The organism is Nocardia sp. NPDC051990, from assembly GCF_040680755.1.
Taxonomy (GTDB): Bacteria; Actinomycetota; Actinomycetes; order Mycobacteriales; family Mycobacteriaceae; genus Nocardia.
Genome location: NZ_JBFAXH010000009.1, coordinates 14449 through 41212 on the forward strand (window position 1 = coordinate 14449; position 26764 = coordinate 41212).

Genomic DNA, 26764 nt, shown 5'->3' on the forward strand with positions numbered 1-26764 from the left:
AGAAATGGGATTACCGGCAGTCCACGACGAGCGCGGTCGCATTGTCGGTGCTACCCGCCTGTAATGCGTTGTCCACCAAGGTTTCCGCAGTGCCGGCAGCGGTTTGCCCCGCGACCAGTATCGATTTGATCGCGACCATATCGAGCCGCTTGTGCACACCGTCGGTGCTCAACAGCAGTCGGCCCCGGCTCGATCCGGTGGCGGCGCGACCGATGGCCTCCGGACTGGCGGTGCGGGTGGAAGTGGTGACGAGGTGGTCCATGCGGCGCTCCGGGCGAACCCCCTTGGCGCGCATGAACTCCGCGACGGTGTGGTCGGTGGTGATCTGATGCAGCACCCGGCCGTTCCAGCGATAGGCGCGACAGTCGCCGACCCAGGCGATATCGCACGGGCCATCGGGCTGATCGGCGGCGGGCAGCACGGCGATCACGAGCACACTGTCGGCCTGCTGCTCCGGAAACTGCCGCAGCAACTCCTGTTGGGCCGCGACCACACCGACCAGTGCGCCGTTACACGCCCCGATCCGCGCCGCGACCGAAGCCGCGGTCCGCGCCGCCCTGGCCGCGGGCAGGTTGTCGCCGATCCCGTCGGCGACGACGAACGCGGTACGCCCGATGGTGGGGTCGGTGTAGGTGGCGAAGGCGTCGGCATTGAGCGAGCGCCGACCACGGGTGCTCACCACACCGGGTGTTATGCCGCCGAGCCGTACCCGCTCGGGGCGGACGACGGCGATCGAAGCGGTTGTCTGCAAGGTCTGACCTCCTTGGGCTGGACCTGCCCCAACGCTGCCGATCCGCACAACTCTGTAATTCCAGTGAACCTTGATTTTCCGTGTACCGTGCCAAAATTACCCAAGGAAACTCTGTGAATCCTCGGCGCCTCCGCCATGGGGTCTCGGTTCCCGAAATACGATGGCTCAACGCGGTGATCAATGCCCTGATCGGCGCCGGACCGCACATTACCGATCTCACCGAAACCGAGATGTTGCCGTGGTCTCGCGTGACCCGCACCGACAACGGTCGGTTCCGGCTCCCACCGACGGAGCCGTTCCTCCTGTTGTAGTACGGATTGGCGGCCACCAAACCGACCTGGCCGCGCCGCATCGGCAACTTTGCTACCCGGTAGCCATCACACCCTTTACACTGCGACGATCCACGTCGAGGGAGCGTCGAGTGTCCACTACCGTTCGGGTCTTGTTCGTTGTCGTCGCCGTGCTCGTCGGCATCATCGTCGCGGTGATTTCCGGAATCCTCTCCAAGGTCAGCGGCTCTCCCGCGGGCATCGTGATCCGCGATAGCGGCGTCGCCTTCGCGGGTACCACCGGTTTGACCCTGCTACTACTCAAGGCCATCGCGGTGCTGTGAGCCCCCGGGGCCGAATCCCACCTCACGCACTCGGCGTGCGCCGATCGAAGAGCCGATCGCGCGCCACCCCGAGCGCACGCGATACCGCACCGGTGAGCACGCCGTCATCGCCAAGCGTGCTGGCGACAATCCGCGGACGCAGCGGCCCGAGTTCGGCCATGCGCCGGGCAATGGAGTCGCCGAGCAGGTCGACATTGTGGCCGATACCGCCGCCGAGGACCACGAGTTCCGGATCCAGAATGGCCGCCACCGCGGTGATGAGGGCGCCGATGCGACGGCCCTCGGCCTCGACTACCGAACGCGCCCGCGCATCACCGGCCACGGCCGCGGCGAAGATCTCCTTCGCCGAGGCCGGGCTCATCCCGGCCTGCCGCGCATTCCGGGTGACACCGCCCGCCGCGGCAACGGTTTCGGTCATACCGCGCTGGCGCGCGTCATCGGGCGGCGCGTCGACCTCGGCGGCGGGTAGAAAGGAAACCTCACCGGCGGCACCGGTACTGCCGACGTAGAGTTCACCGTTGATCACGATGCCCATGCCGACGCCGGTGCCGATCGAGACCAATACGAAGTTGCGCACACCAACGCCCGCACCGGAGGTGAGTTCCCCAACGGCGGCGAGATTGATGTCGTTCTCGATCGCCGACTCGACTTCCAGCGCGTCACGCAACTGTCCGACCAGTCCCGCCCGGCCCCAACCGGGCAGATTCGGGGCGTAATCGAGCCGACCGGTGGCCGAATTGAGGACACCGGGACTGCCGATTACCGCGTAATGCACCGCCGTCCAATCTATTTCGGCATCGGCCGCGACACGGTGCGCCAGTGTGCGGACTCGGCGCACCAGGTCGACGGCCGAGCGGGCCGAATTGCGGATATCGCTGCGGGCGATGAAGTCACCGCGCAGATCCGCAATGGCGAGACGGACCCAGTGCCTGCCGATATCGACTCCCGCCACCACACCGGCGCGCACATTGACGTCATAGATCGCCGTTGTCGGTCCCGGCCGCCCGCTCAGCGAGCCGACCAGCCGCACCAAGCCGGCTTCCTCCAGGCCCGAAAGCGCCGCCGAGACGGTCGGTTTGGACAGGCCGCTGGCCTTGGCCAGCTCCCCACGCGAGGACGGCCCGTGCACCCGGAGCCGGTCGAGCAGCAGTCGCTCGTTCATCGTGCGCAGCAGTTGGGGATTGCCGATCCTACTCACCGATCCTCCTCCGCGTAACCACTGGACACCCCGCTGTTAGTAAACTACCTTTCTTATCAACGCTCAACCGGGCGCACCTTCTGATCCCTCTCGGCACGGTGATTCTCATGCGTCGAATTCTGCTCATCACCGCGGCGGCAGCCGCATTCGTCCTGACAGCGGGCTGTAGCTCGGGCTCCAGCGATTCCACATCGGGCGGTGACAACCCAACCATCGCGCTGCTGCTCCCGGAGTCCAAGACCACCCGCTACGAGGCATTCGACCGACCGCTGTTCGAAGCGAAGACCAAGCAGCTGTGCGCCAATTGCCGGGTGCTCTACTTCAATGCCGATCAGGATGCGGCCAAACAGCAGAGTCAGTTCGAATCCGCACTCACCCAGGGCGCCGATGTCATCGTGCTCGACGCGGTCAATGCCGATGCCGTTGCGCCGCAGGTCAATCAGGCCAAGCAGAAGAAGATCCCGGTAATCGCCTACGACCGGCTGATCGCCGGTATCGGCTACGAGTACTACGTCTCCTTCGACAATGTGAAGGTCGGCAGGGTGCAGGGCGAGGCGCTGTTGGCCGAGCTGAACAAGCGCGGCGCCGTCGATAAAGGCCAGGTGGTGATGATCAACGGTGCGCCCACCGATCCGAGTGCCGGCGATTACAAGACCGGCGCGCACCAGGCACTCGACGGAAAGGTCAAGGTCGCCAGGGAATTCGACACTCCCGACTGGTCACCGGATAAGGCACAGCAGGAGATGGAGCAGGCGATCACCGCACTCGGCAAGGATTCGATCGTCGGCGTCTACTCGGCCAACGATGGTATGGCCAGCGGAATCATCGCGGCGCTGAAGCGGGCGGGCTATGCGAACCTGCCGCCGCTGACCGGCCAGGACGGTGAACTCACCGCCGTACAACGGATTCTGACCGGCGAGCAGACCATGACCATCTACCTGAACTATCGGGCGCAGGCCGAACAGGCAGCCGAACTCGCTGTCGCAGTCGGCAAGGGCCAAAAGCCCACTGCCCCTGCAACAACCGATAACGGCTCGGCGAAAATTCCGTCGTTCCTGCTCGATGCGATCCCGGTGCACAAGGACAACCTGAAGGACACGATCGTCAAAGACGGCCTCTACACCGTCACCGAAATCTGCACGCCGGATGTCGTGGCGGCATGTCGGGCCGCGGGACTCGAATGATGACGGCGACAACCGTTCTCGCCGCCCGCGGCATTACCAAGCGGTATGGTGCGGTACAGGCACTTGCCGGTGCTGATCTCGAGGTGCGGGCCGGTGAGGTGGTCGCGCTCGTCGGTGACAACGGCGCGGGCAAATCGACGCTGGTGAAGGTGATCTCCGGGGCGATCGTCGCCGATGAGGGGGAGATTACCTTCGCCGGGGCGCCGGTGCGGATCGGCCGTCCGCAGGATGCGCAAGCACTCGGGATCACTACGGTGTTCCAGGATCTCGCACTGTGCGACAACCTCGATGTCGTCGCCAATCTCCATCTCGGCACGGAGACAAGGAAATTGAGCGTGCTCTCCGAGATCGCGATGGAGCGCAGCGCACGGGACCTACTGCGGTCACTGGACGTGAAGATCAAGGATGTGCGGGCAGCGGTGTCCGCGCTGTCGGGCGGACAGCGGCAGTCCGTCGCGATCGCCAGGGCACTGCTCGGGCAGCCCAAGATGGTGATCCTCGACGAACCGACCGCCGCACTCGGCGTCGAGCAGACCGCCCAAGTGCTCGCGCTGATCGGTCGCCTGCGCGAGCACGGCCTCGCGGTGCTGTTGATTTCGCACAATCTGGTCGATGTCCGGACAGTCAGCGATCGCATCGTGGTCCTACGTCTCGGCCGAAACGCCGGTGAATTCGAGACGGCGCAGGCCAGTCAGGAGGCGATTGTCGCCGCGATCACGGGAGCCGTGTGATGAGTGAGCTCGCCATGAAACACCCCACACTGCAAGGAAATCCGCTGCGCGGGCTGACCGATGCGCTCGCGGATCGACTGCGTCGCGGCGATGTCGGCGCCATGCCAGTGGCGGTCGGGCTGGTCATCATCGCGGTGGTCTTCGATCGACTCAACGCGCATTTCCTGTCCGCGGAGAATCTCACCAATCTGGCTTTGCAGATGGCCGCGACCGGGACCATCGCGCTCGGCATCGTGCTGGTGCTGCTACTCGGTGAGATCGACCTGTCGGCCGGATCGGTGAGCGGGCTGACGGCCGTGGTGATGACACAACTGTATGTGCACCACGGCTGGAATCCGGTCTTCGCGATATTCGCCGCGCTCGCCGTCGGCGCGGCCATCGGGCTGCTCCACGGGGTGATGCGGACGAAGCTGAATATGCCGTCGTTTGTGGTGACGCTGGCCGGGTTGATCGGCTGGCAGGGCTTGATGCTGTATCTGCTCGGCAAGGAAGGCACGGTCAATCTACCGTTCGATCGCGGGATCGCCAAGATCAGCGATACCTGGTTGCTGCCGTGGCTGGCCTGGCTACTGGTGGCGGTGCTGGCGGGTGGGCATCTGATCGCGAGTCTGCTGACCCGGCGGCAGCGAGTTCGCGCCGAACTGACGGTTTCGGCTCCGGCGTGGATCGCGGTCCGCTCCGGCGGGCTGGCGCTGCTGCTGGCCGCCACGGTGCTGGTGCTGAACTCCGATCGCGGGGTTCCGCTGACCCTGGTGATCTTCGGTGGGCTCGTCCTCGCCGTCGATCTGGTGTTGCGCCGCACCGTCTTCGGACGGCGCGTCTATGCCGTCGGCGGTAATGCAGAGGCCGCGCGGCGGGCCGGAATCAATGTCACGTGGGTGCGCATCGCGGCGTTCGTCGGATGTTCCGCGCTCGCCACGGTCGGCGGGATACTCGCGGCGTCTCGGCTGGTCGCGGTGAACCAGAGTTCCGGCGGCAGCGATATTCTGCTCAATGCCATCGCGGCAGCGGTTATCGGCGGCACCAGTCTCTTCGGCGGACGTGGGCGCGCGTATGCGGCGCTGCTGGGAATCCTTGTCATCCAATCGATTACGAATGGCATGCTGCTGTTGAATGTCGATTCGTCGGTGCGGTTCATGGTCACCGGCACGGTGCTGGCCGTCGCGGTTGCCATCGATTCGGTGGCCCGGCGCGGAGTCGACGGTGCCCGCTGAGTTCAGCTGCCGAACACGACGCAGGCGAAGCCGACGGGCACACCGGTGCCGACTTGGACGTCCACCGTTGCGATGGGCGTGACGTCTGGGGCCTGCACGGCGCTGAGCATATGCGGGCCCGTGGTCTTCGGGATCCAGGTCAGCAGGGCGATGCCGCCCAGCGGGCGGACCTTTCCGAACAGGACGCCGTTGTCGTAGAAGGCGACCGGTTCGGCCGCATTGCTGACATATGCCTGGGCGGTGGCCGGACAATCGGTGCCGTAGTTGGTCGCGAGGCCGTAATTCGAATCCGGCAGCACACCCACCCGCGTCACCACGGCGTTTGCCGTCGGCGCGGTACAAGCCAGGGCGGCGATCGCCGTGCCGAGCACAGTCGCGGTCGTGATCGTTCGGTAGCTCATGATCCGGTCCTCATGGTGCGGTGCCGAGTTGCCAGCGGAGATGATAAATAGCGGCCCACCGGGGCCGCTACATCCGAGATCGCCCGAGCGTTTCACAATTGTGTACCCGGCGGTTGGTTTTGCGAGCCGACATCGGCGGTCATTCGCGATCCGAGCTAGAACGTGTTCTAACGTGTTGGGTATGGACGTGACATACGAAGGCACGAAACGCGAGCTGACCACCGATCAGGGCGTGCTGCGCTATCACGAGGCGGGCGACGGGCCACCGCTGTTACTGCTGCACGGCTCCGGGATCGGCGTGAACGGGTGGCGTAACTATCGCGGAAATCTCGCGGTCTTCGCCGAGCACTTCCACTGCTACATCCTGGAATTTCCCGGCTTCGGCGTGAGCGACCCGGTCGACGGTCATCCCGTACTGACCGCGGGCGCGGCGGTGCTGCGATTCATGGATGGGCTGGGCATCGAATCCGCGGCCATGGTCGGCAATTCGATGGGTGGTGTCGTCGCGGCGAATCTCGCGATTCAGCATCCGCAACGGGTGCGCAAGCTGATCACCATCGGCGGGATCGGTCCGAATATCTTCAGCTCCAGTCCGAGCGAAGGGATCCGGCTGCTGCAGGAATTCGCCGACAAACCCGATCGTGACAAACTGCTGCGCTGGTTGCGGGCCATGGTCTACGACCCCGCGGTGATCACCGATGAAATCATCGAGGAACGCTGGGCAGCCGCGCAACATCCGGACACCCAGAAGACCGCCGCCATGATGTATGGCTCGGCCGCCTGGGATATGCAGCAGAAATTCCTGGCGAACTCGAAGACACCGCCGTACTGGTCGATGCTGCACAAGATATCGTGCCCAACCCTGCTCACCTGGGGTCTCGACGACCGGGTCAGCCCCCCGGACATGGCACTGATACCGATGCGCCAGATCCCCCACGCCGAACTGCACGTATTCCCGAACAGCGGCCACTGGGTCATGATCGAAGCCAAGGTCGCCTTCGAACGCGCCACCCTCGAATTCCTCCACCGCTGACCGCACACCAATGGCTGCTGCCAGCGCATCGAGCGCCTCGCCCATTGCTGAGGCCCTCGGTGCGGGTGGGTCCGGAGCGGACGACGTTGACCCGCACCCCGCGCGTTCCGTCCTCGTGCTCCGCGGGCCTGCCGTCGTCGTCAAGCGATCTGCAACACTTCATCGAGAAAAGACCGGCGCACCTGCGGCCATAGGGAGGAGTCGCGCTCCTTGTCGTCGATGAACATGCCGACAAGTGCGGCGATCTGCGGTCCGCCGTCCAGCAGAAATTGCGGCAGGTCGAGTTCGGCGCATTGTGCCACGGCGGGAGCAGCCGCCTCGAGGGCATCGCCAACTCGACCCGCGGCCTGCAGGCACGCGCTGTGCAGCAGTCGTGCCTGCAGGTGCGCGCGGGGCCGGTCGGCCGCGGTGATGCGATTCATGCGTGCTTCGGCCTCGGTGCAGGCGGTGGTTATGTCGAGCGGCGAGCCGTGCAGCAGTATGCGGATGCGCGAATCCTCGACCAATTCCTGCGTGACGAGTGCGATACCGTCGATGGGTCCGGCCGGTGTTGTCGGTGTCGGCGTTCGCGAAATGTCGCCGAGGTGCAGATCGCGGCGCTGCCGCTCGTTCTCGATCCGCGCGGCAAGCCTTGGCACGGACAACTGGGCGGCGATTCGTTCGCCCTCGTCGAGGCGCTGCGCGGCGGCGTCGCGTTGTCCGCGTGCGGCTTTGATACGTGCTCCGGTGCCGTAGGTGATCAGCATGAAGTCGACCACGCCGCCCTCGGAACCCAGCTGATGGCTGTCGTCGAGCAGTGGTTCGGCCTCGGCCGCGCGGCCGCGCTCGTAGAGCAGCTCGCCCAGGACAGCGCCGGCGAGCCGGGCCGAATACGAATGTCTGCCGCCCAACTGGAAGGCCAATGTCTGGGCTCGCCGAACCAACGATTCGGCCGCGGTGATGTCGAGTAGTTCGTGCGCGGCCATCGCGGCGAACAGGAGTCCGTAGACGGCGGCGAACGCCCCACTGGTCCGCTGATGGTAGGGCATCGACCATTCGACCCATCGGCGGGCCGATGCGAAGTCGAACCGGTGAAGGGCTTCGAACGAGGCGACATTCGCCGCCGACGCAACGACGAAGGGGCGCAATGTATCCGGCCGATCCAGGCATTGCGACGCGGCCTCGAGCAGGTTGCCGGTTCGGTCCGCGAACAAGTCTCCGATGGATTGGATCAAGCTCGCCTCGAGCAGGTCGTCGCGGACGTCGGCGCCCGACCGCGCCATCGTCGACAGCGTGGATTTCGTCTTTTCCAAGGCGTTGTGAGTCGGTTCCGGTGGGTGGTGCAACAGGATATGAGCCCATCCGAGTGCGATCTGCAATCGGGGACGGTCCGCCACTAGCTCCGTCGGCAGTTTCGCGATCAGACCGAGCAGCGTCGACATCTGCGAGCGTTCCACAAGGGCCATCCCATCCCGCTCGACGAGGTCCGCCGCTCGGTCCGGATCTCCGGCCGCCAGTGCGTGGTCGACCGCCTCGCTGAGCATTCTCCGTTCCGAGAACCATTGGGAAGCCGCACGGTGCAGCGTCGGCAGCCGGCCCGGGTGGTCGCGTTCGAGGCGGCGACGCAGAAAATCGGCGAACAGGTGGTGGTAGCGGAACCACACCCGCTCATCGTCCAGGGCCCGAAGGAACAGGTCCCGCTGTTCCACCTGCTCCAGCAGCGCTTGGCACTGGTCGCGCTGCGACAACGTCGAAGCCAGCTCCGCGCAGACGCGTTCGGGCACCGATGTGTCGAGCATGAAATCGAGCAGCGCGGGATCGAGCGTGCCGAGCACGTTGTCGGCGAGATACTCGGCGATGGCGTGATGTCGACCGGACAGGTGACTGATGAACTCGGCCGGATCCTGGTGATTGCGCAGCGAAAGCGACGCCAACTGCAGCGCGGCAACCCAACCGTCGGTCGAGGCACACAGATTTGCGACGTCTTGTTCGACAAGTGGCAGCCCGCCGAGATCGATAAGGAACTCGCGCGACTCATCGATGTCGAAACGCAGGTCTTCGGAGACTATTTCGATCAGCTCATCCTCGACCCGCATGCGGCTCAACGGAAGTCCCTGTCGCGACCTGCTGGTCACGATGATCTGCAAATGATGGCCCCCCTTGTCCAGCAGAAAATCGAGCGCCGCGACAGTCACCGGATTGGTGACGCGATGCCAGTCGTCGATCACGACGGCGAAAGGTTCGCGAGTCTGATGGATCTCGTTGATGAGCGACGTGAGGACATATCGTTCGGCTTCGTCGCCGTGCTCCTCCAATGCCTGGCGCAACTCGATCGCCAGATTCGGGCGCACCTGCCGAATCGCCTCGATGAGGTGTTCGAGGAACCAAGCAAGGGTGTTGTCGTCCGGGTCGATGTTCAACCAAGCCACCGAGACGCCCTCCGCCTGGAGGCGCTCACGCCACTGCATGGCCAGGGTGCTCTTGCCGAACCCGGCTGGAGCGTGAATGACGACGAGACGCTTGCGCCCCGCAGCCCACATGCGTTCGATCAGTCGCTCTCGTCGCACGAGCGCGTGCGCGGCAAGAGGCGGCCGGAACTTGGTCGCGACGCTGGGCGGCGGCGCACCGGTGCGCGGTGATATTGCAGCGGAGCGTCGCCACGATCCACCACGAGTCGTCGGTCGGCTGTCGATCAGGGGAGGTCGTTCGGCGGATACGAGCGCCATATCGGTGACCTGGTGCCCATGCCGGCGCTGCAGATCACGAAGCTGCTCGCCGAGCTCTGCCGCGGTCGCGGGGCGGTTCTCCGGCGAGATCGCCATCGCGCGCTGGATGACTTCGGTGAGTTCTCGTGGGAACCGCTGGTCGAGATCCGGAACCGGTGCGGACGCGACTCGGAGGAAATGCGCGATGACCTCCTCGCCCTCGCGGCGTTCGACCGCTGCGTGCCCGGTGACGAGGCAGAACAGGGTGGCGCCGAGGCCGTACAGGTCCGATGCCACGCCAGGTGGCGCTCCGCTGAGGATTTCCGGGGCCGTGTACGCGGGCGAGCCGAAGATCGGGCCGGAGGCTGTCTCGAATGCTCCAGCCACTCGTGCGATGCCGAAATCGCACAGCTGCGGCTCCCCGTAATCGGTGATCAGGACATTTCCGGGTTTCACGTCGCGGTGCAGAATCCCGAGCCGATGACCGGATTCCAGCGCACCGGCAAGTTTGACACCGATCTCGACCGCCTCCGGCCAGGGGATCGGACCATGGCGTTGCAGATGATCCGCGAGCGACCCGCGGGAGTGATAGGGCATGACAATGTAGGGCCGGCCGCTCGGCGTGACATCGGCGTGGAGTACCTCGACGACGTGGGGGTGTCCCGACAGCTGGGCCAGGGCATGTTGTTCGCGCAAGAAGCGCGCACCACTGTCGGAGTCGAAGTCGGATGAGAGAACCTTGACCGCGACCGTTCGACCCAACGCCGACTGGAAGCATCGGAATACGGTTCCGAAACCGCCGCGCCCGATCTCCTCGGCGCGCTCCAGCCCTTCGCCGTCGAGTTCGTTCTCCACCGAATGGTTCCGCAGTACGGGTTGCGTACCGTCGGGTTCTGTCCCGGTCATAGGTCTGTCGACTCACGATCCATCGCCTATTCGCGCGAGCCACGTACCAGGCCACGGAGGGCGGTTCGGGGTTCGCCGAAGCTGTCGCAAGTCTACGGCGCTTCCACAGGGACGGCACCACCTTGCGGCCCCGACGATCCCCGCGGTCGGCTCAGGGCAGGAGGCGGAATAATTCCCTCCTGAACCACGGTCGCCAGGTGCAGGTGGTCGCGGGTGAAGAAGCGGTCCGAGCCGAGGCCGCGACCGGATTCGACGGATACCACTTCCTTGACATACAACAGCCAGTCGTCGACAGGCCCGGGGCGGTGAAACCACATCGCGTGGTCCAGGCTGGCGGTGACCAACTGCGGTTCGGCCCTGGGCAAGCCGAACACCCGCAGGACCGGCTCGAGGATCGTGTCGTCATAGACGTAGGCCAGCGCAGCCGGTCTCGTTGGGCATCGGAAGGTCCCGCGACCGACCGCAGCGGAGAAGGGATGCTGCACAAGGTGCACTACCCAACTGGGTCATGATCGAAGCCAAGACCGCCTTCGAACGCGCCACCCTCGAATTCCTCCACCGCTGACCGCACGCCCGGTGCTGCTACCGCGCACCGATTCGCGCGCCGCGCTCGTTATTGCCCGCGCATTCGTGCGTGACGTGCGAATCAGTATGTGGGACAGTGCTACTGGCCGCAGGCGTTGGCCGCAAGTGGAACCTCGGGGTATTCGGGCAGAGGCTCGTTGCTCTGGGGGGACATGATGCGTTCCATACCGGCCATGGACTCCAGTACGGGGAGGCGCGTGAGGGTGTTCCGAATCGCCATGCCCGAGCGGGTTTTCGGCACCAACAACCGAATATTCGGGCCGATCTGCTGTTTGCGGTCGACCAGCGCACGGTGACTCTGCTCGTAATGGCGAAAGCCGGTGTGGTGGTCGCCGTTCGCGGCGGCGAGCGCACCGGCGAGGCGGTACGCACCGACGAGAGCCAGTTCGGCACCAGCGCCGGATACGGGTGAGGCGCAATATGCCGCGTCGCCGACGAGGGCGATGCGACCGGTCGACCAGGAATCCAAGTGGACTTGGCCGAGGGAGTCGAAATACAAGTCCGGGTCGGCGAGTGCGCCGTCGAGCAGTTGTGCCACGTGCCATGCGGATTCGGTGCCGAACCGGTCGGTCAGCAGCGCGCGGGCCGCGGTGGTATCCCGCGGATCGAGGCCGAGCAGTGGGCTGCGGAAGACGAAGTACGCCTTGGCTTGTGCGTGATTGCCGGAACGGTAGATACCCGCCATCGTGCCCGGCGTGTTGTAGACGGTCACCCAGCGGTCGGGCCCGAGCGCGGCATCGGCGTCGCCGAAGGCGAAGTAGTGGTCCAGGTGGCGGGCGTACTTCGATTCCGGGCCGAAGGCCAGGCGCCGCACGGTGGAGTGCAGGCCATCCGCGCCGATGACCAGGTCGAATCGCTGTTGCGACGCGTGTTCGAAGGTAACGGTGACGCCGTCGTCATCCGCATCGAGGGCCCGGATCGAATCGCCGAACAGGGCTACCGATCCGCAACCGTCGGCCACGCGAGCCGACCCCGCCCATCTACCGCCCACCGAGACCCCCGCCACCCGCCCGACCCGCCGCGGCCGCCCTGGCGCAATGACCCCGGAAATGCTCGAATCCGCCCGCCGCATGCGAGATTCCGGCGGCACCATCGACGAAATCGCCACCGAGTTCGACGTCTCACGCGCCACGCTGTACCGACACTTGGGCAAGCAGTCGAGCAAATTATGAGACTATTTTTGAGACGAAACTGTTCAAAAGTCTCACCGGGTTCTGTCAGTTGTCGAACTCGCCTTCACAGCTTTTCGAAGTCCTGTTCACTGCACTTTCGTTGATGTATCAGTGCTGGCATCCTCGGGAATCGGCTACTGCCGGTCGTGCGCTGTCGGTGGCATGGGTCGCCATTGCCAGCAGTACCGCCCGCGTGGCGTGGTGATCGCAATGGCTACTACACGGGTGAGGGCGGGCCGACATCCTCACTGCTTATGAAACACCGCCCGGTCGTGGGGATTTGCGTGCGGCGACGGCGACGGCGGGCACGATGGCCAGTGCCAGAATGCCGCCGCCGATGGCCAGTATGGAGTAGCCGGCAGCGGCGACGACCAACCCTGAGGCCATGCCGCCGGTGGCGCCCGCGATGGCGATGGTGACATCGACCATGCCTTGGGTTTTGGCACGGGTAGCAAGCGGTACGGCGTCGGTGATGATCGCGGTTCCTGCGACGAGGCCGAAGTTCCAGCCGAGACCGAGTAGCGTGAGTGCTGCCGCCAACAGGGTGACGGAGTCGCCGAGGGTATAGGTGGCGACGATTCCGGCGCCGAGCAGGGTCAGCCCGGAGATGGCGGCGATGGTGAAGCGGCCGTAGCGGTCTACGAGCCAGCCGGTCAGCGGTGATGGCAAGTACATCGCGCCGATGTGGATGGCGATGACGAGGCCGGCGGCTGCGGTGCTGTGGCCGTGGTCGTGCATGTGGACGGGCGTCATGGTCATGATCGCGACCATCACGAACTGGGTGAGCACCATAACCATCGCACCGACCAGCACGCCGGAGTTGCGTCTTTCGACCGGATGGCGCGGCAGGCCGTCGGCATTATCGGGCTGCGCGGCGATGCGTTCGGCCTCGAGCGTGCGGGCAAGCAGTAGCGGGTCGGGGCGCAGCCAGATGGCCAGCACCACGGCTGCCAACGCGTATGCGGTGCCGGCGAGCAGGAACGGACCGGCCAGGTGGGGGATGCCAATTGCGTGTGCGAGGTCGCTGGTCGGCGCGGTGAGGTTTGGGCCGACCACGCCGCCGAGTGTGGTGGCGACCAGCACGGTGGACACGGCACGGGCGCGGTGCGCCGGGCCGGCCAAATCGGCTCCGGCATACCGGGCTTGCAGATTGGTTGAGGTGCCAGCGCCGTAGACGAAGAGTGCGACGAACAGCAGGATCGGATTGTCCGCGACAGCGGCCGCGATGACTCCGACGCTGCCGATGGCACCGGTCAGATACCCGGCGACCAGGCCGGGGCGGCGGCCGCGGGCTTGCGAAATTCGTCCGACTGCGACGGCCGCCAGCGCGGAGCCTGCGGTGCCGAGCGCACTGGGCAGACCGGCAAGGCTGGTTGAGCTGAGCATGTCCTGCGCGAGCAGTGCACCGACGGCCACGCCCGCCGCCAGCCCCGCACCGCTCAGCGCCTGAGCGGCGACCAAGACGAACAGGGTGCGGCGCTGCGACCCGGAACCGGGGAGATCATCGATCCGGGCAGGTATTGAACTCGCCATGAAAGAGTCAGCCCAGCTCGCCCAGGTCAAGGCGGTCGCGGAGTCCGGCAGCGGTGAAAGCCGCGACCAATTCGGCACGGCCTTCGGTAAAGTGGGCCCAACCCTCGTAATGAACGGGAACTACCCGACGCGCGCCGAGGAGTTCGGCGGCCTCGGCGGTTTGGTTACTGTCGAGGACGATCGGCGCACCGTCGAAGAGAACGGAGAAGCGGGGCGCTCCGGCGAAGAGGATGGCGGTGTCCACCGGCGCGAAACGCTCGGCGATCTCCTGGACCGCAGTGAGTGAGGCGTTGTCGCCGCTGACATAGACAGTGGGCAGGCCTTGCCCGGTCAGTACGAATCCGACAACCTGGCCGGTGATCGGTTCGACCTCCTCGCGCGCGCCCGGCCCGTGGATCGCGGGCACGCCCGTCACGGTGATCGTGCCGCCACCGGGGCGATCCAGCTCGATCGACTCCCAGTCGACCAGGCCTTTGGCCCCGTTCCCGAGGCGTTGCCCGCCACCCGGCGTGGTGAGGGTGAGCGACACGTCGGCGAGCAGGGCACGGCCGGAGTCATCGAGGTTGTCGGGGTGCTCATCGTGCGAGAGCAGAACCACGTCGACGCGGCCGAGGTCGGCCGGCGCCGCGGCGGCCGGCGCGGTCTTGGTCAGCAGGCCGCCGGACTGCTGGTAGTCGCGGGGCGCATCGAAGGTCGGGTCGGTGAGGAACCTCAGCCCGCCGTATTCGAAGAGGGCGGTCGGGCCACCCAAGACGCGGACGCAGACCTGCTGATCGGTTGTGCCTACGGAAGCCACGAACAATCTCCTCACGGATTAAACTCCATATGTCCGTGAGATACGGTAGGTCGTTCTCACGGGTAAAAGCAAGTCGTAACATGAGAGTTGTGAGAGTCGTGCGAGAGACCTTGACCGACGAGCCCGCGTTGCCGCCCGCACCGGGGGCGGAACAGCACCTCGCTCTCGACTTCGCCGACAGCGCTTATGTGCTGCCCGGTGGACACTTCATCGATCTGCTCGGAACCGTCGAATCGACGAATCGGTGGCTCGTCGAACGCGGCCTCGCGCCTGCCGATGTCAGAGTGCAGGAGATGTGCGCGACGCAGCTGCGCGTGCTGCGCGAACACATCAGGGCATTGTTCGCCGCCCGCGTCGCGCGGCAGCCGGTATTGCCCGCAGCGCTGTCCGCCGTCAACGACGCGCTGAGCCGGACCTCAACGGCCGCCCTGCTGCAATGGGATGAGACGAATGGCCCCTACCGTGCCGCGATGTGTCCACCCAACGAGATCCTCGACCGCGCGCTCGCGACGCTGGCCTCAGATGCGGCCGACCTGCTCACCGGGTCCGATGCCGATTTCCTGGCCACCTGCGACTCCGTCCCGTGCAATCGGTACCTGATCCGCCACGGCCGCCGTCACTGGTGCTCAACGCGTTGCGGCGACCGCGCTCGCGCAGCCCGCGCCTACGCCCGCGCCAAGTCGAAGGCGGACTGACCATCCCGTTAGTTACTGGCATGCGGGGTCCAAACCCGGGAAAAGTCGCGCTAAGGCGGTTACCGCAGATAACTGCACATTATCTGCGGTAACTGCTTGTGTGAGCTGGGCGGATGTAGCTGATGGCGTGGGCCGGCTCTGCGAATTATCTGTGGTAGCCGGGGAACCCACGTCATCAGATGAAGGAATCTTGCATCTGATGCGAGCATCTTAAGTCGAGCACGCTCAGGAACAGCGCTTACCGCGACTCTTCGGCTAACTGGACCCCGAGGGCCTCCACCCGACGACTCCGGCAACTGGGTTGTGGTGTGGTGGCAGCCTGGGCGCTACGCCTGGGAGTACGTGCCCTGGCTCGAGGTCCTCGAATACCCCTCGAACGAGTAGACACCCGTGTTTACCCGTGTATGGGCAGGTGCGGGCAGTCGCTACCCGTAGTTGGGGTCGTCGCCGAACAACGGAAGCTGCCGCGATGTGGAGGGCCCGCCGAGTCTGCGTAAGCATCGAGCGCAGGTGACCTCCGCCCGCGCCGGCTCCAGCACGGTCGGAGACCAGCCCGCGACACCGGTGCGGCACAACAACTCCGGAACGTCCTCGCCCTCGACCCACTGGCCGAGGCTGACCGCATGCACGGTGCGACCCGAGCGGACGACCGCATGCACGCCTGGGTCGCCGAACACCGCCCGAGCAGCGGAAGCGAGGGGCGCGATGTCGGTCATACGCCAACGATAGGGACGGGCGCCGACAACCGGGACTCCGGCTCACGCAGGAAGGTGGCGTCATCTACCTCGATCTGCAGATTGCGGCCGCGTCCCCGGGGAGCGCGCAAGTCTGCGGTTTGCCACGCCTCGAGGGTGGTCCTGCACGATCATCAGCTGGGCACCGCCGAGAGCGAGATAGCTGAACCGATCCTCGGCGCGCTCGAACAGGACGGCGAAACCCAGCACCTCGGTGTAGAAGGCACGACTGGCTCGGTGATCGCTGACCAGCAGTTCGGGCACCATCGGGTTCCATTCCATGCGTCATCGATAGACCACGCCACGGCAGAACGGCAACCGCGTTTCCAAGACCGCCGATCAATTGGAGGCACCGCCCAGTAGTACGCTATGCCGCTGCGCGGGCGGTTGGGGAGGCGAGATCGACTGCGCCGCAGGACGTCCGGTATTGCCGACGAGCGGATGTTCGCGTATGAGCGGAGTTTGTTCGGCTACTGCGGAAAATCGGTCGTGCGTTTCGATCAACGCCGTGCCTGTCTTGTCTGATCGTGGTGTGGCCCTCGCTCCCCTCCGGAGAGGGCCACATCATGATCGGTCAGCAACGTTTCCGTTGCGCCAGTTCGCTGACCAGTTGTGTCGTCAGTGCCGCTGGGGCGTCGCTGAACCGTTTGCCTGTTCGCCCTGATCTGTTGTCCGCCTACGCATCCCGGTCCCCGAGCGAGCGCACGATATTGGTGATCATGTGGCGTGGTCGTGCTGGTTGCCCGACTGGCGCTCACGAGGGGCGCGGGTGACAGCAGGCTCGTCGCCTAGCTGCCGAACTCGGCTTCGATGAGTTGGGCGAAGGCGCCGAGTAGGTTGCCCCAGTCGCCGTTGAGGTTGGCGGTGAGGTGGTGGCGGCCATCGCTGGTGCCCACCGACAGGGTCCAGGAGCCGGTGATCGCACCGCCGTTGCCCCAGATGTCGACGCCGTTGGGCAGGGTTTCGGTGTAGACACCGAGCCCGTAGCGGGTGTTCGGGAGCCAGCCAGCGCCCTCGGTGGAGGTGGTCGTCAGCAGTTCGTGTTGCTGTTCGGGTGGCAGGAGTTCGCCACCGAAGAGCAGACCGAAGAAGCGGTTCAGGTCGCCCAGCGAGGACACCATGCCACCAGCGGACCAGGCCCGGGACGGGTCCAGCTCCGTGGCGTCGTAGACGGGACAGCCCGGCTCGCTCAGCTGAGCGGTCGTGTAGTGGCGTGCATATGGCGCGCGAATGGTCTCATCGACGGGCAGGTAGGTGTCGTGCAGGCCGAGCGGCTCGGCGATGCGCTGCTGGAACTCGTCCGCGAACGAGTGCCCGGTGATGCGTTCGACGATCATTCCGGCGAGGATGTAGCCGGTGTTGTCGTACCGCCACTGCGTCCCCGGCGCGAACACGGGCGGACGAGAAACAGCGATCGTGACGAGATCCTCGGGCCGGTACCGGTCGTAGCGATGCTCCAGAAACGCCGGACCGGTCTCGGTGGCCCGCATATCGGGGTCCATCGAGTAGAGATACAGGCCACTGGTATGGGCCAGCAGCTGCCGGACCGTGATCACACGGCCGTCGTTACCGTGGCCCTGGACCATGCCGGGAAGCCATGTGTCCACCGAATCGTCCAGGCTCAACCGCCCTTCCGCCGCGAGCTGCAACGTGATGACCGAGGTGAACGACTTGGTGGCGCTGCCGATGCGGAAGTGCTCCTCACGGCAGCGGGGCTTGCCGGTCTCGAGATCGGCGACTCCGGCCGTGCCGAACCATGTGCTGCCGTCCTCGTCACGAACCTCGGCGATGATGCCCGGAATACCGACATCAACCACGATCCGATCGAGTAGCTGCTGAAGCTTCATACCAAACCCCCAGGGTTCGAAGTCGATGAGGTGAAATCGACCGCAGCGTATTCGGCACGTTACTCATTCGTGAAAGACAGGAATCTGATCGATATCGAAGATCTCGCAGATAGAATGCCTAATATCGTTGCGCTGATTATGGATCTATTGCAACACGGAGGTGTATGTGATGCCCGGTTCCCGACTCACTCGCCGCGACCGCCGAGCCATCGCCACCGGCCTGGCCGACGGGCTCGGTTACGCCGAGATCGCCCGCAGGCTGGCTCGGCCGACCTCCACCATCAGCCGCGAGATCACGCGTAACGGGGGCCGGACCGGTTATGAGCCCGCCACGGCCCACCGAGCCACGAAACGGCGTGTGCGCCATCGCAAACACGAAACCGAATCCGCAGCAGGTCCACGCCGTCACGGTCCGGACACCCTCACCGCTGTCGAACAGCTGCTCGCCGACACCCTCATCGGCACCGGGCTCTCCCGCACGCCCGCCAGAGTGCTCGCCGCCCTCTACACCGCCGACGATGCGACCATGAGCGCGGCGCAGCTGGGGCGGCACCTGCAGATCAGCTCGGCGTCGGTGTCCAAGGCCGTCGGATACCTCGAAGAGCAAGAGGTGATCCGGCGCGAACGAATCCCTCACCGTCGAGCCGAGCGGTACGTCGTCGACACCGAGGCGTGGTTCCAGGCCGTCCTCGCCAGTGCCCAGCGCAACCAGCAGCTCGCCGACGCCGCACGCCGGGGAGCTGACCTCCTCGGCCGCGCAACACCCGCCGGCGCCCGTCTGCACGCGCTGAGCCGCTTCCACCAGCAGCTCACCAACGACATGACCGAGAGAGTCCGCCACTGGCGACACGCACTCACCGAACCAACACCACAATCACCGTCCACTCGCCCATGAGCACCCTCGCCAACGGCCAGCGATCCCATCAAAAGAGCAACCGGCCCACCATCTTCGAGCCGATCACGCCGTCCACCCACCGGATCCCCATGCACGTTCATAGCCGCATACCGCGCTGACCGAACCGGCCAGCACGACCCTCTCACCGGCCAGCAGCATCACCCTCGCTGAATGCATGCGTGGCTGTCGTTTTGGGGTACACCCCAACACCACATCTTCGACCGGCGCGCCGACGTCAGAATAGAGTCGGTTGCCGAGTTTCTTGACGGTTGTCTGCTGGGTTCTTAGAGTTCAACCTGACAATTGAGGCTGTGGGGATGGATCTTCAGCGATGCGCGTCGGCTATATCCGGGTTAGCACCGGCGAGCAGAACACTGATCGTCAACTCGACGGCATCGATGTCGAGAAGACCTTCACTGATTGGGCGTCGGGGAAGAACACCGTCCGACCGAAGCTCGATGAGCTGATTGCATTCGTCCGTGAGGGCGACACGGTGATCGTGCACTCGATGGATCGGCTTGCCCGCAATCTCGATGATCTGCGCCACCTCGTTCGGTTGCTGACCGGCAAGGGCGTGCGGGTCGAATTCGTCAAGGAGGCACTGACCTTCACCGGTGAGGATTCGCCGATGGCGAACCTGCTGCTATCGGTAATGGGCGCCTTCGCCGAGTTCGAGCGAGCCTTGATCCTGGAGCGTCAGCGTGAGGGCATCGTGGTGGCGAAGGCTCGCGGGGTCTACAGGGGCCGTAAACCAGCGCTGACCGCTGAGCAGGCCGACCAGCTGCGCGCCCGCGCCGCGGCCGGGGAATCCAAGACCGCGCTGGCCGCCGAATTCGGTGTCAGCCGCGAGACCGTGTACAGCTACCTGCGGGCGGCGTGAACCACGGCGGGCCGGTCACAGGCCGAGAAACTGCATGGGAATTCCCTCGGCGACCAGAGCGCGGCGAGCGCGGATGACACCGGCTGGACTCGGGTCGGCGGCGATGAGCAGTCGCAGGATCTGCGCGGCGGGTTCGGGTTGTGTGCGGGCCTGGTCCAGCCAGCGCGACAACGCGGCGGTGAACTGCGCGTGGGTCATGGAAACGGCGTCGGCGTACTCGGGGTCAGTGGTTGGCCGACGGTGGGGATCGTCGCCGTCATAGACGCGTTCATGGACTGGCGCCCGCAGCAGCGACGCCAGGGTGCCCCGGGCACGAATGGTGCCGTCGCCGATCAACCGCACCGCGACCGCTGCGGCGGTGAGTAGGCGTTCTTCGATCTGCCAGGGCAGATGCTCGTAGGGCTGCCACACCGAGATGCCCGCACGTTCGGGCAGTTCGGCGGTGGCCCAGATCAGGCGCAACGTGTCCGCTGAAGAGCGCGCCGAGGTCGTCAGCGACAGGCTCAGTTCGTCGAGCAGGCGGCGCAGCAGCCGAAACCACACCCCGGCGTGCACCGTCCGTGCGGGCAAGCGCACTCGGCCCACGGTGAGGGCCTGGTGTGTGTAGCTCTCCAGGGTCACCAGCGGTTCCGATATCGGAATCGGTTCGGGCGCACCGGCGTTCGGGTCGAACGGTGTGCCTGACCGCTCGCCGCGCACTTGCAGTCGGCAGTGGTGCTCGGGGCAGCCGATGGTGAGCGGAAGTTCCCACATCAGCCCCCGCACCCCGTCCTGGGCGCAGCGCGAGCACCAGCGTTGCAGCGCTTTGGCCGGCAGCCACGGACCGTGCCACGGCCGTTTGAGCACGCTCGGTCCGGCGCCGCAGGCCGGGGTGAGCAGCACCGAGTCACGGCGTACGTAGTTGGCGAACACTCGCTCGGCCAGATGCGCGGGTTGCGGGTAGACCTCGAACAGCCACGGCGCCCACCCGAGCATCGTCATCGACCGCAGGCGGCCGATCTCGACATCGGTCCGTTCGGCCAGGATCGGGAAAAGCTGCTGTGGCGGGTCGTAGTCCAGGGTGTTCCCAGCTCCGGCTAGCGCGCCCAGACTCGGACCCAGCAGCTCGTCCAACCTCATCCCGTACAACCGGGCCAGGCCTTGGAGCCACGACGACATCGACTCCAGCGCTGCGGGCTGCGGATGCAGCGGCCACCGGGCCGGAGACCTCACGCTGCCGCGGTCTGCTCCCACACGCTGATCGCCGGGCGCGACCATGTCCGGTACGGCACCTCGAGGTAGTTGCCGGTATCGGGATCCAGCGCCCAGACCCGGGAGATGTCGCGCGGGTCGCGGCGCAGCACGAACCGGCCCAGCTGCTCGCGGCGGGCGATCCACGGCTTGAGCGCATCGCAGTAGTACTGCACATGATCGACCTGGAAACCGGTGCGGGTCACCGCCCGCCGGATCACCGGCAGGAAATCGACCAGGAACGCGGTCGCGTTCGTCGCCGTCGGTGGTGCGCCCTGCTCATCGACCCGCTGCGCCCACACTCCCGCCGGAGTGCGCCCGCCGAGCCCGTCGTGGGGTTCGCCGTGGTAGCAGGCCACGCATAGGGTCAGCCAGCGTTGCAATTCCTCCAGTGTCAGAACGGCTTTCGCGTCGCTGTCGTAGTCCCCGCGCTCGGCAACGCTGGAAAAGGTCGTACCGGGCAGCTCGTGCAGCATCCGCATCATGGTGCCGATCAGCCGTTCCATCACCCCACCGAAATGTGGTTGCCCCGGTGGCCGGTAATCGATGCCGATGCCGTGCTGCTCGCAGCCGCGCCGCAACGCCTCGCTCTTGAATTCCGAGGCGTTGTCGACATAGAGCCGGGTCGGTTTGCCGCTCATCGGCCACACCGCCTGGACCCCGATCCGCTCCAGCCAGGTGCGTTTATCGATCGCCATGTGCGCCAAGCACAATCCGATCTGCTGCGCGAGCTTGCTGATCACCTCAGCCCGCCGCACCGCCACCCGCCACCGCGGCTCGGCCGCAGTCAGTACTCCACGATCAGCCACCGGCTCATCAGCCATTAGGCAACCCTCACCGTCGTGAACACGAGTACGAGCGAAAAGCACCGTACTGCATACGAGTTCGAGACACGCCGACGTTCGAAGTCCTATTCACTCACCCTCGAGTCAGCAGATCAGCGTTGACCACGACTTCGAACATCGACACTATTCGGGTGTCGGATGTCGGGTCAGTGGGCGCGCCGTACCGGATTGCCCACATAGATTCCCCACAACCGGGGCTGCCGGGCAATACAGTTGCATGGGCGTGGGTCACACATCGTGGGCGTTTGTCGACGAGCCTGCTTGGTGCCGGATTCGATGGGAGGCGCGGCATGGCATCGACGTAGCCGCCGGAAAGGTCCAGCGCCTCGTGCTGAACACCGGCCACGCAGCTTCGTGCTGCTGTTGTCCCGCTCGTTGCTCGAGAGGTTCGCCGAAGCACCCCTTTTCCAAGCATTGGGAAACACACCGTGAGGAGCGAACATGAGTACACCCTTGTACCTGATCACTGGGGCGGGTGGTGGCACCGGTGGCGTGAGTCGGCAGGTGATCGAGAGATTGCGGGAGCGTGGGGATCGCGTTCGCGCGTTGGTGCACCGCGACGATGCCCGCGCCGAGCCGTTGCGTGCACTCGGCGCTGAAGTCGTAGTCGGAGACTTGACCGACCCACGAGATGTGGTCGATGCGATCACCGGTACCGATCGCATGTTCTTTTCGATGGGTGTCTCGCCGGACTACCTGCGGGCAACAGTGGTCGTGTGCGCCGCCGCGTTGGCATACGGCCACCTCGAGGTGGTCGTGAATATGTCCCAGATGACCGTTTCGCAAATGACGCTGACCAGCGTGGGAGAGTCGCGTCAACATCGGCTGCACTACCTCGCCGAGCAGGTCTTGAACTGGTCGGGTGTGCCGGTCGTGCACATCAGGCCGACGGTGTTTCTGGACAATCCGATATTCACCGGACTCGCGGCACCGTCGCTGCGTGAGCGAAACGTGTTGGCCCTGCCCTTCGGAACGAGTCGCACGTCACCGATAGCTACCAGCGACGTGGCCCGCACGGTTACGGCAGTGCTCGTAGCTCCCGCCCACCGCATCGGCAACGTCTACGAATTGACCGGTCCGGCGCGTTTGGACATCGATGGCCTGGCCGCCGAATATTCCCTGGGACTGCACCGGCGGATTCGTGGCACCGACCTTCCGCACGACACCTGGGTCGAGGAGGTTCTCCGGCCCCAACGTCTGCCCGCACACGTCGAGCAGCACCTGACCACCATGGCGCTGCTGCACCGCGCTGGACGCTACGACCGAGCCACCGACGACGTCGAGAAGATCACGGGACAGCCGCCGTCCACGGTTGGGCAGTACATAGCCGAACACTCGGAACTGTTCTCATAAGCGAGCAATGCCGACGGAAGCGCGAACCCGCGAGTCGCTGGCGCGCGTCGACTCACCCGGGTGGCCGTCTCGTTTCGTCGACGAACTGCCATAAGCCCACCGACGCATTGCGATGAGTCGCTGAAGCGCAGGTCTAGTGCGCGACCACAAGCCGTTCGGGCAGGACTCCCGTCGTGGCCACAGTGACCGCGACCTACGCACCGCACACCCAGTCCGGCTTCCACGTACCCCCGAACAAGACACTGCTGTTGCTGGCCAACGGATTGATGGCCCGTCGCGGCCTGGCCCAAGCCCGGAAACAGGGACGCATCGACGCATTGGACTGACGGCCCGTAAAGACACGAACCCCCTCCCGATCGACATCGGAAGGGGGCCCGGCTTTTCAGGTGGATTACTCTCCCCGCCACTGGCGGCGCATATCACGGTAGGCACGGTGCGGCTCTGCCGCGAACTCCTCGGAATAGAGCGAGATACGCGGGCCGGCGGTATCGATCGGCGACCCCAACGCCAGGGCCGGACTTCGGTGCATTGTCGTGCGACGGATCGTTACTTCCGAGACTCCTGACGATGGAACAGGAACTCGACGAGCGTGATCAGCGACATCAGACAAGTGTTGCGCTGCCGGGCGTCGAGCGATGTCAGCGGAGTGTCCGGTGCGAGATCCAGTGCGTCACGGATCTCTTCGAGCGGATAGCGCTGGGCGCCTTCGAACTGATTGACCGCGACCGAGTACGCCACCCCACGCTCCTCGAGCACGGAGAGCACCTCGTCCGCCTTCTCGATGCGCCGGGTGTCCACCAGGACCAGGGCGCCGAGCGCGCCGCGCGCCAATTCCTCCCACAGCGGGACGAAGCGCCGCTGCCCCGGCGTCCCGAAGAGATACAGCGCGAGTGTGGGATTCAGCGTGATGCGGCCGAAATCCATCGCCACGGTCGTCTGCGACTTGCCGGGTAGCCCGGCCATATCGTCGATGCCGACACTGGCCTCGGTGATCGTCTCCTCCGTGCGCAGCGGCCGGATCTCCGAAACGCTGTTCACAAATGTCGTTTTGCCGACACCGAAATTGCCTGCCACCAAGAGCTTTACCGACCGGGTCACGGTCTCCGGCACATAGTCGACAGTGCGGTCAGGCCGGGAGAGCGCGGAGCCCATTGAGTACCTCCTCGAGCAGAGTGATCTCCGGCATGACTTCGGCCGGGGTCGGAGTGGCCAGATGTTCGCTGTCCAGCAGATCGGCGACGACGATCTTCACCACGGACGGCGGCAAGTCGAGATAGGCGGCAATCTCGGCGATGGACAACGCGCTGCGACGGCTGCACAGGTTCAGCACCTGGCGCGCATCGGGTGTCGCACCAGGTGCAGGATCCTTGGCGGCGACGACTAAGGTGACCAGGTCCAAGTCACGACTGGGACGGATCCGCCCCCCGGTGCGCACATAGGCCCGGACCAAGTCGGGGTCTCGCCGGGACCTCGTCATGACGTCAAGCCGCCCTCAACCCTCCCACGCGGCTGGGCGCCTAACTCGTGCCCGACCCGCCCGGCGAGTTCGTTCATGCGGTGTGCGACCAGACCGATATCGGTCTCGGGCGTCGTCGAAACACCGAGCAGCGCACCGTCACCCGCCGCGGTGATGAGGATCATGCCCTGGTCGTATTCGGTCATGTTCTGACGCACGCCATTGCCGAGGCCACCACAGAATTCGCCGAGCGCTTTACCTAGTGAGCGCAGACCCGAGGCGGCTGCGGCGAAACGCTCGGCATCATCCTTGTTGACACCGTCGGAGTGCGCGATCCGCAGTCCGTCGTCGGACAGTAGTACCGCGAACCGGACGCCGGGAACGTTGCTGAGATCCTCGAGTAGCCAACCCAGCCTATTTTTGCTGTCGGTCACCGGTGTGCTCATCAGGATGATATCCCTTCGCTGTTATCGGAGGCAGCAGCCTCACGGCCGCTCTTGGAACCCGTCTGCCAGGCGGAGGCGATTTCGGGACGAGCCGGTCCCGCTTCGGATTCGGTGCCGGCCTGAGCGGGCACCGCAGACACCGCCCGACGGCGGCGCTTGGGTAAGCCACCACTGGTGATCTCGTGCACAGCGAAGTCCTCGTTCTCGGCGGGTTGTTCGCCCACCCCGGCCAAGACCGGAACCGGGGATAACTCGAAGGGCTTATCCTCGGTGACCGCGGTCGGCACAGGTTCCGGGGCCGGGGTGACGGCGGGTGCGGCCGACTCTCCGTTCGTCACCGCGGTGACGAGCAGTGCCTCCGGGATGTAGACCATCGCCCGCATACCGCCGTAGACGTTCGGGCCATCGATGTAGACGGTGAAGCCGTAGCGCCGGGCCAGTGCCGCGATGCCGGGGAAACCGACGCGCGGGGACGGGCCGAGCTGATGGATGTCGATCGGGCGCTCGTTGGCGAGCACCTGCCTGGCCTCCTCCATCTGCTCCGCGTTCATCCGCACACCGGCATCGTCGATGATGACCGTGACGCCGTGGTGGCCCTCCTGGAAACTCACATCCACATAGGACGTCGGCGGCGAGTAGCGCAGCGCGTTGTCCAGCAGGGTGGCCAGGGTGTGCACGAGCGGTTCCACCGCGCGGCTGATGACGATGCGGTCGAGTTGGTTGGCACGCACCCGCAGGTAGTCGCGGACGCGGCCGATCGAGCCGCCGACCACATCGGTGAGCGACTGCGCGGGCCAGCGCCGACCCGGCAGACCACCACACACGATCACATACGACTGCGCCTGACGCAGCATCTGCTGCACGGTGTGATCGATGCGGGTGAGGGTGGCGTACACCTCGTCGTCGCGGTGCTCGCGCAGCGCGGCGCTCACCACCTGACTGACATCCGCGCCGAGGCTGACCACGGAAGTGCCGAAGGAACGCACCGCCGCACTGGTCGCGGCCCGCGAGGCGGATTCGATCTCGACGCGAGTGCCGTCCTCGGTCGCCTTGATCGCTTCCTGCGCGTTTTCCTCGGCCTCGTGCACAGCGTGCTCGTGTGCCTCCGACTGCACCATGCGCAGATCGTCGGCGTACCGCTCGGAAACCCATTGCAGGCACTGGACGAACCGGGAATTCTCCTGACCCGTCGGTACCTCGATGGCCGAAACCGGTGCCTCGAAGCGGCGCACCGCATCAGTCATCGCCGGCAGTATCTGGCTGGCGAAGTGCTCGAGGGTTTCCTCCTGCGCCCGATTCGCTTTATTGAGCGTGTCGGCGCGGAGCTTCTGTTGTTTCGCATACTGCGCTACATACAACGCCGCCGCCACGGCAATAATGAGAGCGGGGGCGAGGATCCATGAAAGCACCACGGCGATATCTTGATTCATCAGCTCTCTCGTCGTTGCGACAGCCGGTGTCACTGCGCGTTGTCTCGCCTTCCTCGCGACGCCGACCAGGATCTACATTCGTCGAATGCGGCCACCTAGACACTGGCACCAACCCCAGAGTGCCCGCAGGGCAAGCGATTCGAAGGAATCGC

28 protein-coding genes and 1 pseudogene are annotated in these 26764 nt (G+C 65.5%); 12 read left to right on the forward strand and 17 right to left on the reverse strand.

The features are described from left to right. Positions 1 to 10 precede the first annotated feature (10 nt). A complete protein-coding gene (locus tag AB0L63_RS18495; protein ID WP_364501965.1) occupies positions 11 to 751 on the reverse strand; it encodes a serine/threonine protein phosphatase in 741 nt (246 codons plus the stop codon). 113 nt (positions 752 to 864) lie between these two features. Here AB0L63_RS18495 and AB0L63_RS18500 point away from each other — a divergent pair, with 113 nt between their 5' ends. Both AB0L63_RS18500 and AB0L63_RS18505 read left to right on the forward strand, forming a co-directional pair. Continuing rightward, on the forward strand, positions 865 to 1062 hold the full coding sequence (locus tag AB0L63_RS18500; RefSeq protein WP_364501967.1) for a hypothetical protein: 198 nt from the start codon (positions 865 to 867) through the stop codon (positions 1060 to 1062). 110 nt (positions 1063 to 1172) lie between these two features. Further along, complete coding sequence (locus AB0L63_RS18505; RefSeq protein WP_364501969.1) at positions 1173 to 1364, forward strand: hypothetical protein; 192 nt, start codon at positions 1173 to 1175, stop codon at positions 1362 to 1364. Positions 1365 to 1386: 22 nt separating this feature from the next. On the opposite strand, the gene AB0L63_RS18510 is transcribed toward AB0L63_RS18505, so the two are convergent. Further along, positions 1387 to 2562, reverse strand: coding sequence for an ROK family transcriptional regulator (locus AB0L63_RS18510; protein WP_364501972.1), 1176 nt, complete (start codon positions 2560 to 2562; stop codon positions 1387 to 1389). A gap of 107 nt (positions 2563 to 2669) precedes the next feature. On the opposite strand from AB0L63_RS18510, the gene AB0L63_RS18515 reads away from it, so the two are divergent. The 3 genes from AB0L63_RS18515 to AB0L63_RS18525 are packed head-to-tail and all read left to right on the forward strand — an operon-like array spanning position 2670 to position 5691. Beyond that, positions 2670 to 3746, forward strand: a complete 1077-nt coding sequence (locus tag AB0L63_RS18515; protein WP_364501975.1) for a sugar ABC transporter substrate-binding protein — start codon at positions 2670 to 2672, stop codon at positions 3744 to 3746. Then, positions 3746 to 4477, forward strand: coding sequence for an ATP-binding cassette domain-containing protein (locus AB0L63_RS18520; protein WP_364501978.1), 732 nt, complete (start codon positions 3746 to 3748; stop codon positions 4475 to 4477). The genes AB0L63_RS18515 and AB0L63_RS18520 overlap by 1 nt, the downstream gene beginning before the upstream one ends. Further along, positions 4477 to 5691: a sugar ABC transporter permease gene (locus tag AB0L63_RS18525; RefSeq protein ID WP_364501981.1), complete on the forward strand. Its 1215-nt coding sequence runs from the start codon at positions 4477 to 4479 to the stop codon at positions 5689 to 5691. The genes AB0L63_RS18520 and AB0L63_RS18525 overlap by 1 nt, the downstream gene beginning before the upstream one ends. Positions 5692 to 5693: 2 nt before the next feature. Here AB0L63_RS18525 and AB0L63_RS18530 read toward each other — a convergent pair whose 3' ends face one another. Beyond that, positions 5694 to 6092, reverse strand: a complete 399-nt coding sequence (locus AB0L63_RS18530; RefSeq protein ID WP_364501983.1) for a hypothetical protein — start codon at positions 6090 to 6092, stop codon at positions 5694 to 5696. A gap of 181 nt (positions 6093 to 6273) precedes the next feature. Here AB0L63_RS18530 and AB0L63_RS18535 point away from each other — a divergent pair, with 181 nt between their 5' ends. After that, positions 6274 to 7125, forward strand: a complete 852-nt coding sequence (locus tag AB0L63_RS18535; RefSeq protein ID WP_364501985.1) for an alpha/beta hydrolase — start codon at positions 6274 to 6276, stop codon at positions 7123 to 7125. 140 nt (positions 7126 to 7265) lie between these two features. Here the strand turns inward: AB0L63_RS18535 and AB0L63_RS18540 are convergent, their stop codons facing one another. From AB0L63_RS18540 to AB0L63_RS18550, 3 genes are all read right to left on the reverse strand, one after another. After that, positions 7266 to 10715 (reverse strand): protein kinase, encoded by a 3450-nt coding sequence (locus AB0L63_RS18540; RefSeq protein ID WP_364501987.1) that lies wholly within the window; start codon positions 10713 to 10715, stop codon positions 7266 to 7268. Positions 10716 to 10807: 92 nt separating this feature from the next. Next, positions 10808 to 11200: a hypothetical protein gene (locus AB0L63_RS18545; protein ID WP_364501989.1), complete on the reverse strand. Its 393-nt coding sequence runs from the start codon at positions 11198 to 11200 to the stop codon at positions 10808 to 10810. A 179-nt stretch (positions 11201 to 11379) separates the two neighbouring features. Further along, on the reverse strand, positions 11380 to 12261 hold the full coding sequence (locus AB0L63_RS18550; protein WP_364501992.1) for an FAD-dependent monooxygenase: 882 nt from the start codon (positions 12259 to 12261) through the stop codon (positions 11380 to 11382). Between AB0L63_RS18550 and AB0L63_RS18555 the strand changes: the two genes are divergently transcribed. Then, the gene (locus AB0L63_RS18555; RefSeq protein WP_364501995.1) at positions 12185 to 12472 is read left to right on the forward strand and encodes a helix-turn-helix domain-containing protein; all 288 of its coding nucleotides are present in this window, start codon (positions 12185 to 12187) and stop codon (positions 12470 to 12472) included. The genes AB0L63_RS18550 and AB0L63_RS18555 overlap by 77 nt on opposite strands. A 252-nt stretch (positions 12473 to 12724) precedes the next feature. On the opposite strand, the gene AB0L63_RS18560 is transcribed toward AB0L63_RS18555, so the two are convergent. Next, positions 12725 to 14005, reverse strand: coding sequence for an MFS transporter (locus AB0L63_RS18560; RefSeq protein WP_364501998.1), 1281 nt, complete (start codon positions 14003 to 14005; stop codon positions 12725 to 12727). Between the two features lie 7 nt (positions 14006 to 14012). Next, positions 14013 to 14801: an MBL fold metallo-hydrolase gene (locus AB0L63_RS18565; protein ID WP_364502001.1), complete on the reverse strand. Its 789-nt coding sequence runs from the start codon at positions 14799 to 14801 to the stop codon at positions 14013 to 14015. A gap of 89 nt (positions 14802 to 14890) precedes the next feature. Here AB0L63_RS18565 and AB0L63_RS18570 point away from each other — a divergent pair, with 89 nt between their 5' ends. Continuing rightward, entirely contained in the window at positions 14891 to 15496 is a 606-nt protein-coding gene (locus AB0L63_RS18570) for an ABATE domain-containing protein (RefSeq protein WP_364502004.1), read from the forward strand. Positions 15497 to 15921: 425 nt separating this feature from the next. Here AB0L63_RS18570 and AB0L63_RS18575 read toward each other — a convergent pair whose 3' ends face one another. The 3 genes from AB0L63_RS18575 to AB0L63_RS18585 all read right to left on the reverse strand — a co-directional run bounded on the left by AB0L63_RS18575 (position 15922) and on the right by AB0L63_RS18585 (position 18077). Continuing rightward, positions 15922 to 16212: a hypothetical protein gene (locus tag AB0L63_RS18575; RefSeq protein WP_364502007.1), complete on the reverse strand. Its 291-nt coding sequence runs from the start codon at positions 16210 to 16212 to the stop codon at positions 15922 to 15924. A gap of 60 nt (positions 16213 to 16272) precedes the next feature. After that, positions 16273 to 16512, reverse strand: coding sequence for a VOC family protein (locus AB0L63_RS18580; RefSeq protein WP_364502010.1), 240 nt, complete (start codon positions 16510 to 16512; stop codon positions 16273 to 16275). A 506-nt stretch (positions 16513 to 17018) separates the two neighbouring features. After that, positions 17019 to 18077, reverse strand: coding sequence for a serine hydrolase domain-containing protein (locus AB0L63_RS18585; RefSeq protein WP_364502013.1), 1059 nt, complete (start codon positions 18075 to 18077; stop codon positions 17019 to 17021). A gap of 169 nt (positions 18078 to 18246) precedes the next feature. Here AB0L63_RS18585 and AB0L63_RS18590 point away from each other — a divergent pair, with 169 nt between their 5' ends. Both AB0L63_RS18590 and AB0L63_RS18595 read left to right on the forward strand, forming a co-directional pair. Then, positions 18247 to 18972, forward strand: a complete 726-nt coding sequence (locus AB0L63_RS18590) for a helix-turn-helix domain-containing protein (RefSeq protein ID WP_364502016.1) — start codon at positions 18247 to 18249, stop codon at positions 18970 to 18972. Between the two features lie 331 nt (positions 18973 to 19303). Beyond that, positions 19304 to 19852, forward strand: a complete 549-nt coding sequence (locus AB0L63_RS18595; RefSeq protein ID WP_364502019.1) for a recombinase family protein — start codon at positions 19304 to 19306, stop codon at positions 19850 to 19852. 15 nt (positions 19853 to 19867) lie between these two features. Here the strand turns inward: AB0L63_RS18595 and AB0L63_RS18600 are convergent, their stop codons facing one another. Together AB0L63_RS18600 and AB0L63_RS18605 are read right to left on the reverse strand one after the other, a co-directional pair. Next, positions 19868 to 21109: a TniQ family protein gene (locus AB0L63_RS18600; RefSeq protein WP_364502022.1), complete on the reverse strand. Its 1242-nt coding sequence runs from the start codon at positions 21107 to 21109 to the stop codon at positions 19868 to 19870. After that, positions 21076 to 21801 (reverse strand): annotated as a pseudogene (locus AB0L63_RS18605) (Mu transposase C-terminal domain-containing protein); the annotation flags it as partial. The pseudogene AB0L63_RS18605 and the gene AB0L63_RS18600, both read right to left, overlap by 34 nt. A 567-nt stretch (positions 21802 to 22368) precedes the next feature. On the opposite strand from AB0L63_RS18605, the gene AB0L63_RS18610 reads away from it, so the two are divergent. Together AB0L63_RS18610 and AB0L63_RS18615 are read left to right on the forward strand one after the other, a co-directional pair. Next, positions 22369 to 23280: an NAD(P)H-binding protein gene (locus AB0L63_RS18610; protein ID WP_364502025.1), complete on the forward strand. Its 912-nt coding sequence runs from the start codon at positions 22369 to 22371 to the stop codon at positions 23278 to 23280. A gap of 173 nt (positions 23281 to 23453) precedes the next feature. Continuing rightward, a complete protein-coding gene (locus AB0L63_RS18615) occupies positions 23454 to 23606 on the forward strand; it encodes a hypothetical protein (RefSeq protein ID WP_364502489.1) in 153 nt (50 codons plus the stop codon). 220 nt (positions 23607 to 23826) lie between these two features. Here the strand turns inward: AB0L63_RS18615 and AB0L63_RS18620 are convergent, their stop codons facing one another. From AB0L63_RS18620 to AB0L63_RS18635, 4 genes are read right to left on the reverse strand one after another with little or no spacing between them, the layout of a single operon-like run. Then, a complete protein-coding gene (locus AB0L63_RS18620; protein ID WP_364502028.1) occupies positions 23827 to 24432 on the reverse strand; it encodes an ATP/GTP-binding protein in 606 nt (201 codons plus the stop codon). Next, entirely contained in the window at positions 24407 to 24757 is a 351-nt protein-coding gene (locus tag AB0L63_RS18625; RefSeq protein WP_040689530.1) for a DUF742 domain-containing protein, read from the reverse strand. The genes AB0L63_RS18620 and AB0L63_RS18625 overlap by 26 nt, the downstream gene beginning before the upstream one ends. Further along, a complete protein-coding gene (locus AB0L63_RS18630; protein ID WP_364502031.1) occupies positions 24754 to 25182 on the reverse strand; it encodes a roadblock/LC7 domain-containing protein in 429 nt (142 codons plus the stop codon). The genes AB0L63_RS18625 and AB0L63_RS18630 overlap by 4 nt, the downstream gene beginning before the upstream one ends. Then, positions 25182 to 26612: a sensor histidine kinase gene (locus AB0L63_RS18635; RefSeq protein ID WP_364502034.1), complete on the reverse strand. Its 1431-nt coding sequence runs from the start codon at positions 26610 to 26612 to the stop codon at positions 25182 to 25184. Before AB0L63_RS18635 ends, AB0L63_RS18630 begins: the two co-directional genes overlap by 1 nt. Positions 26613 to 26764: the final 152 nt, after the last annotated feature.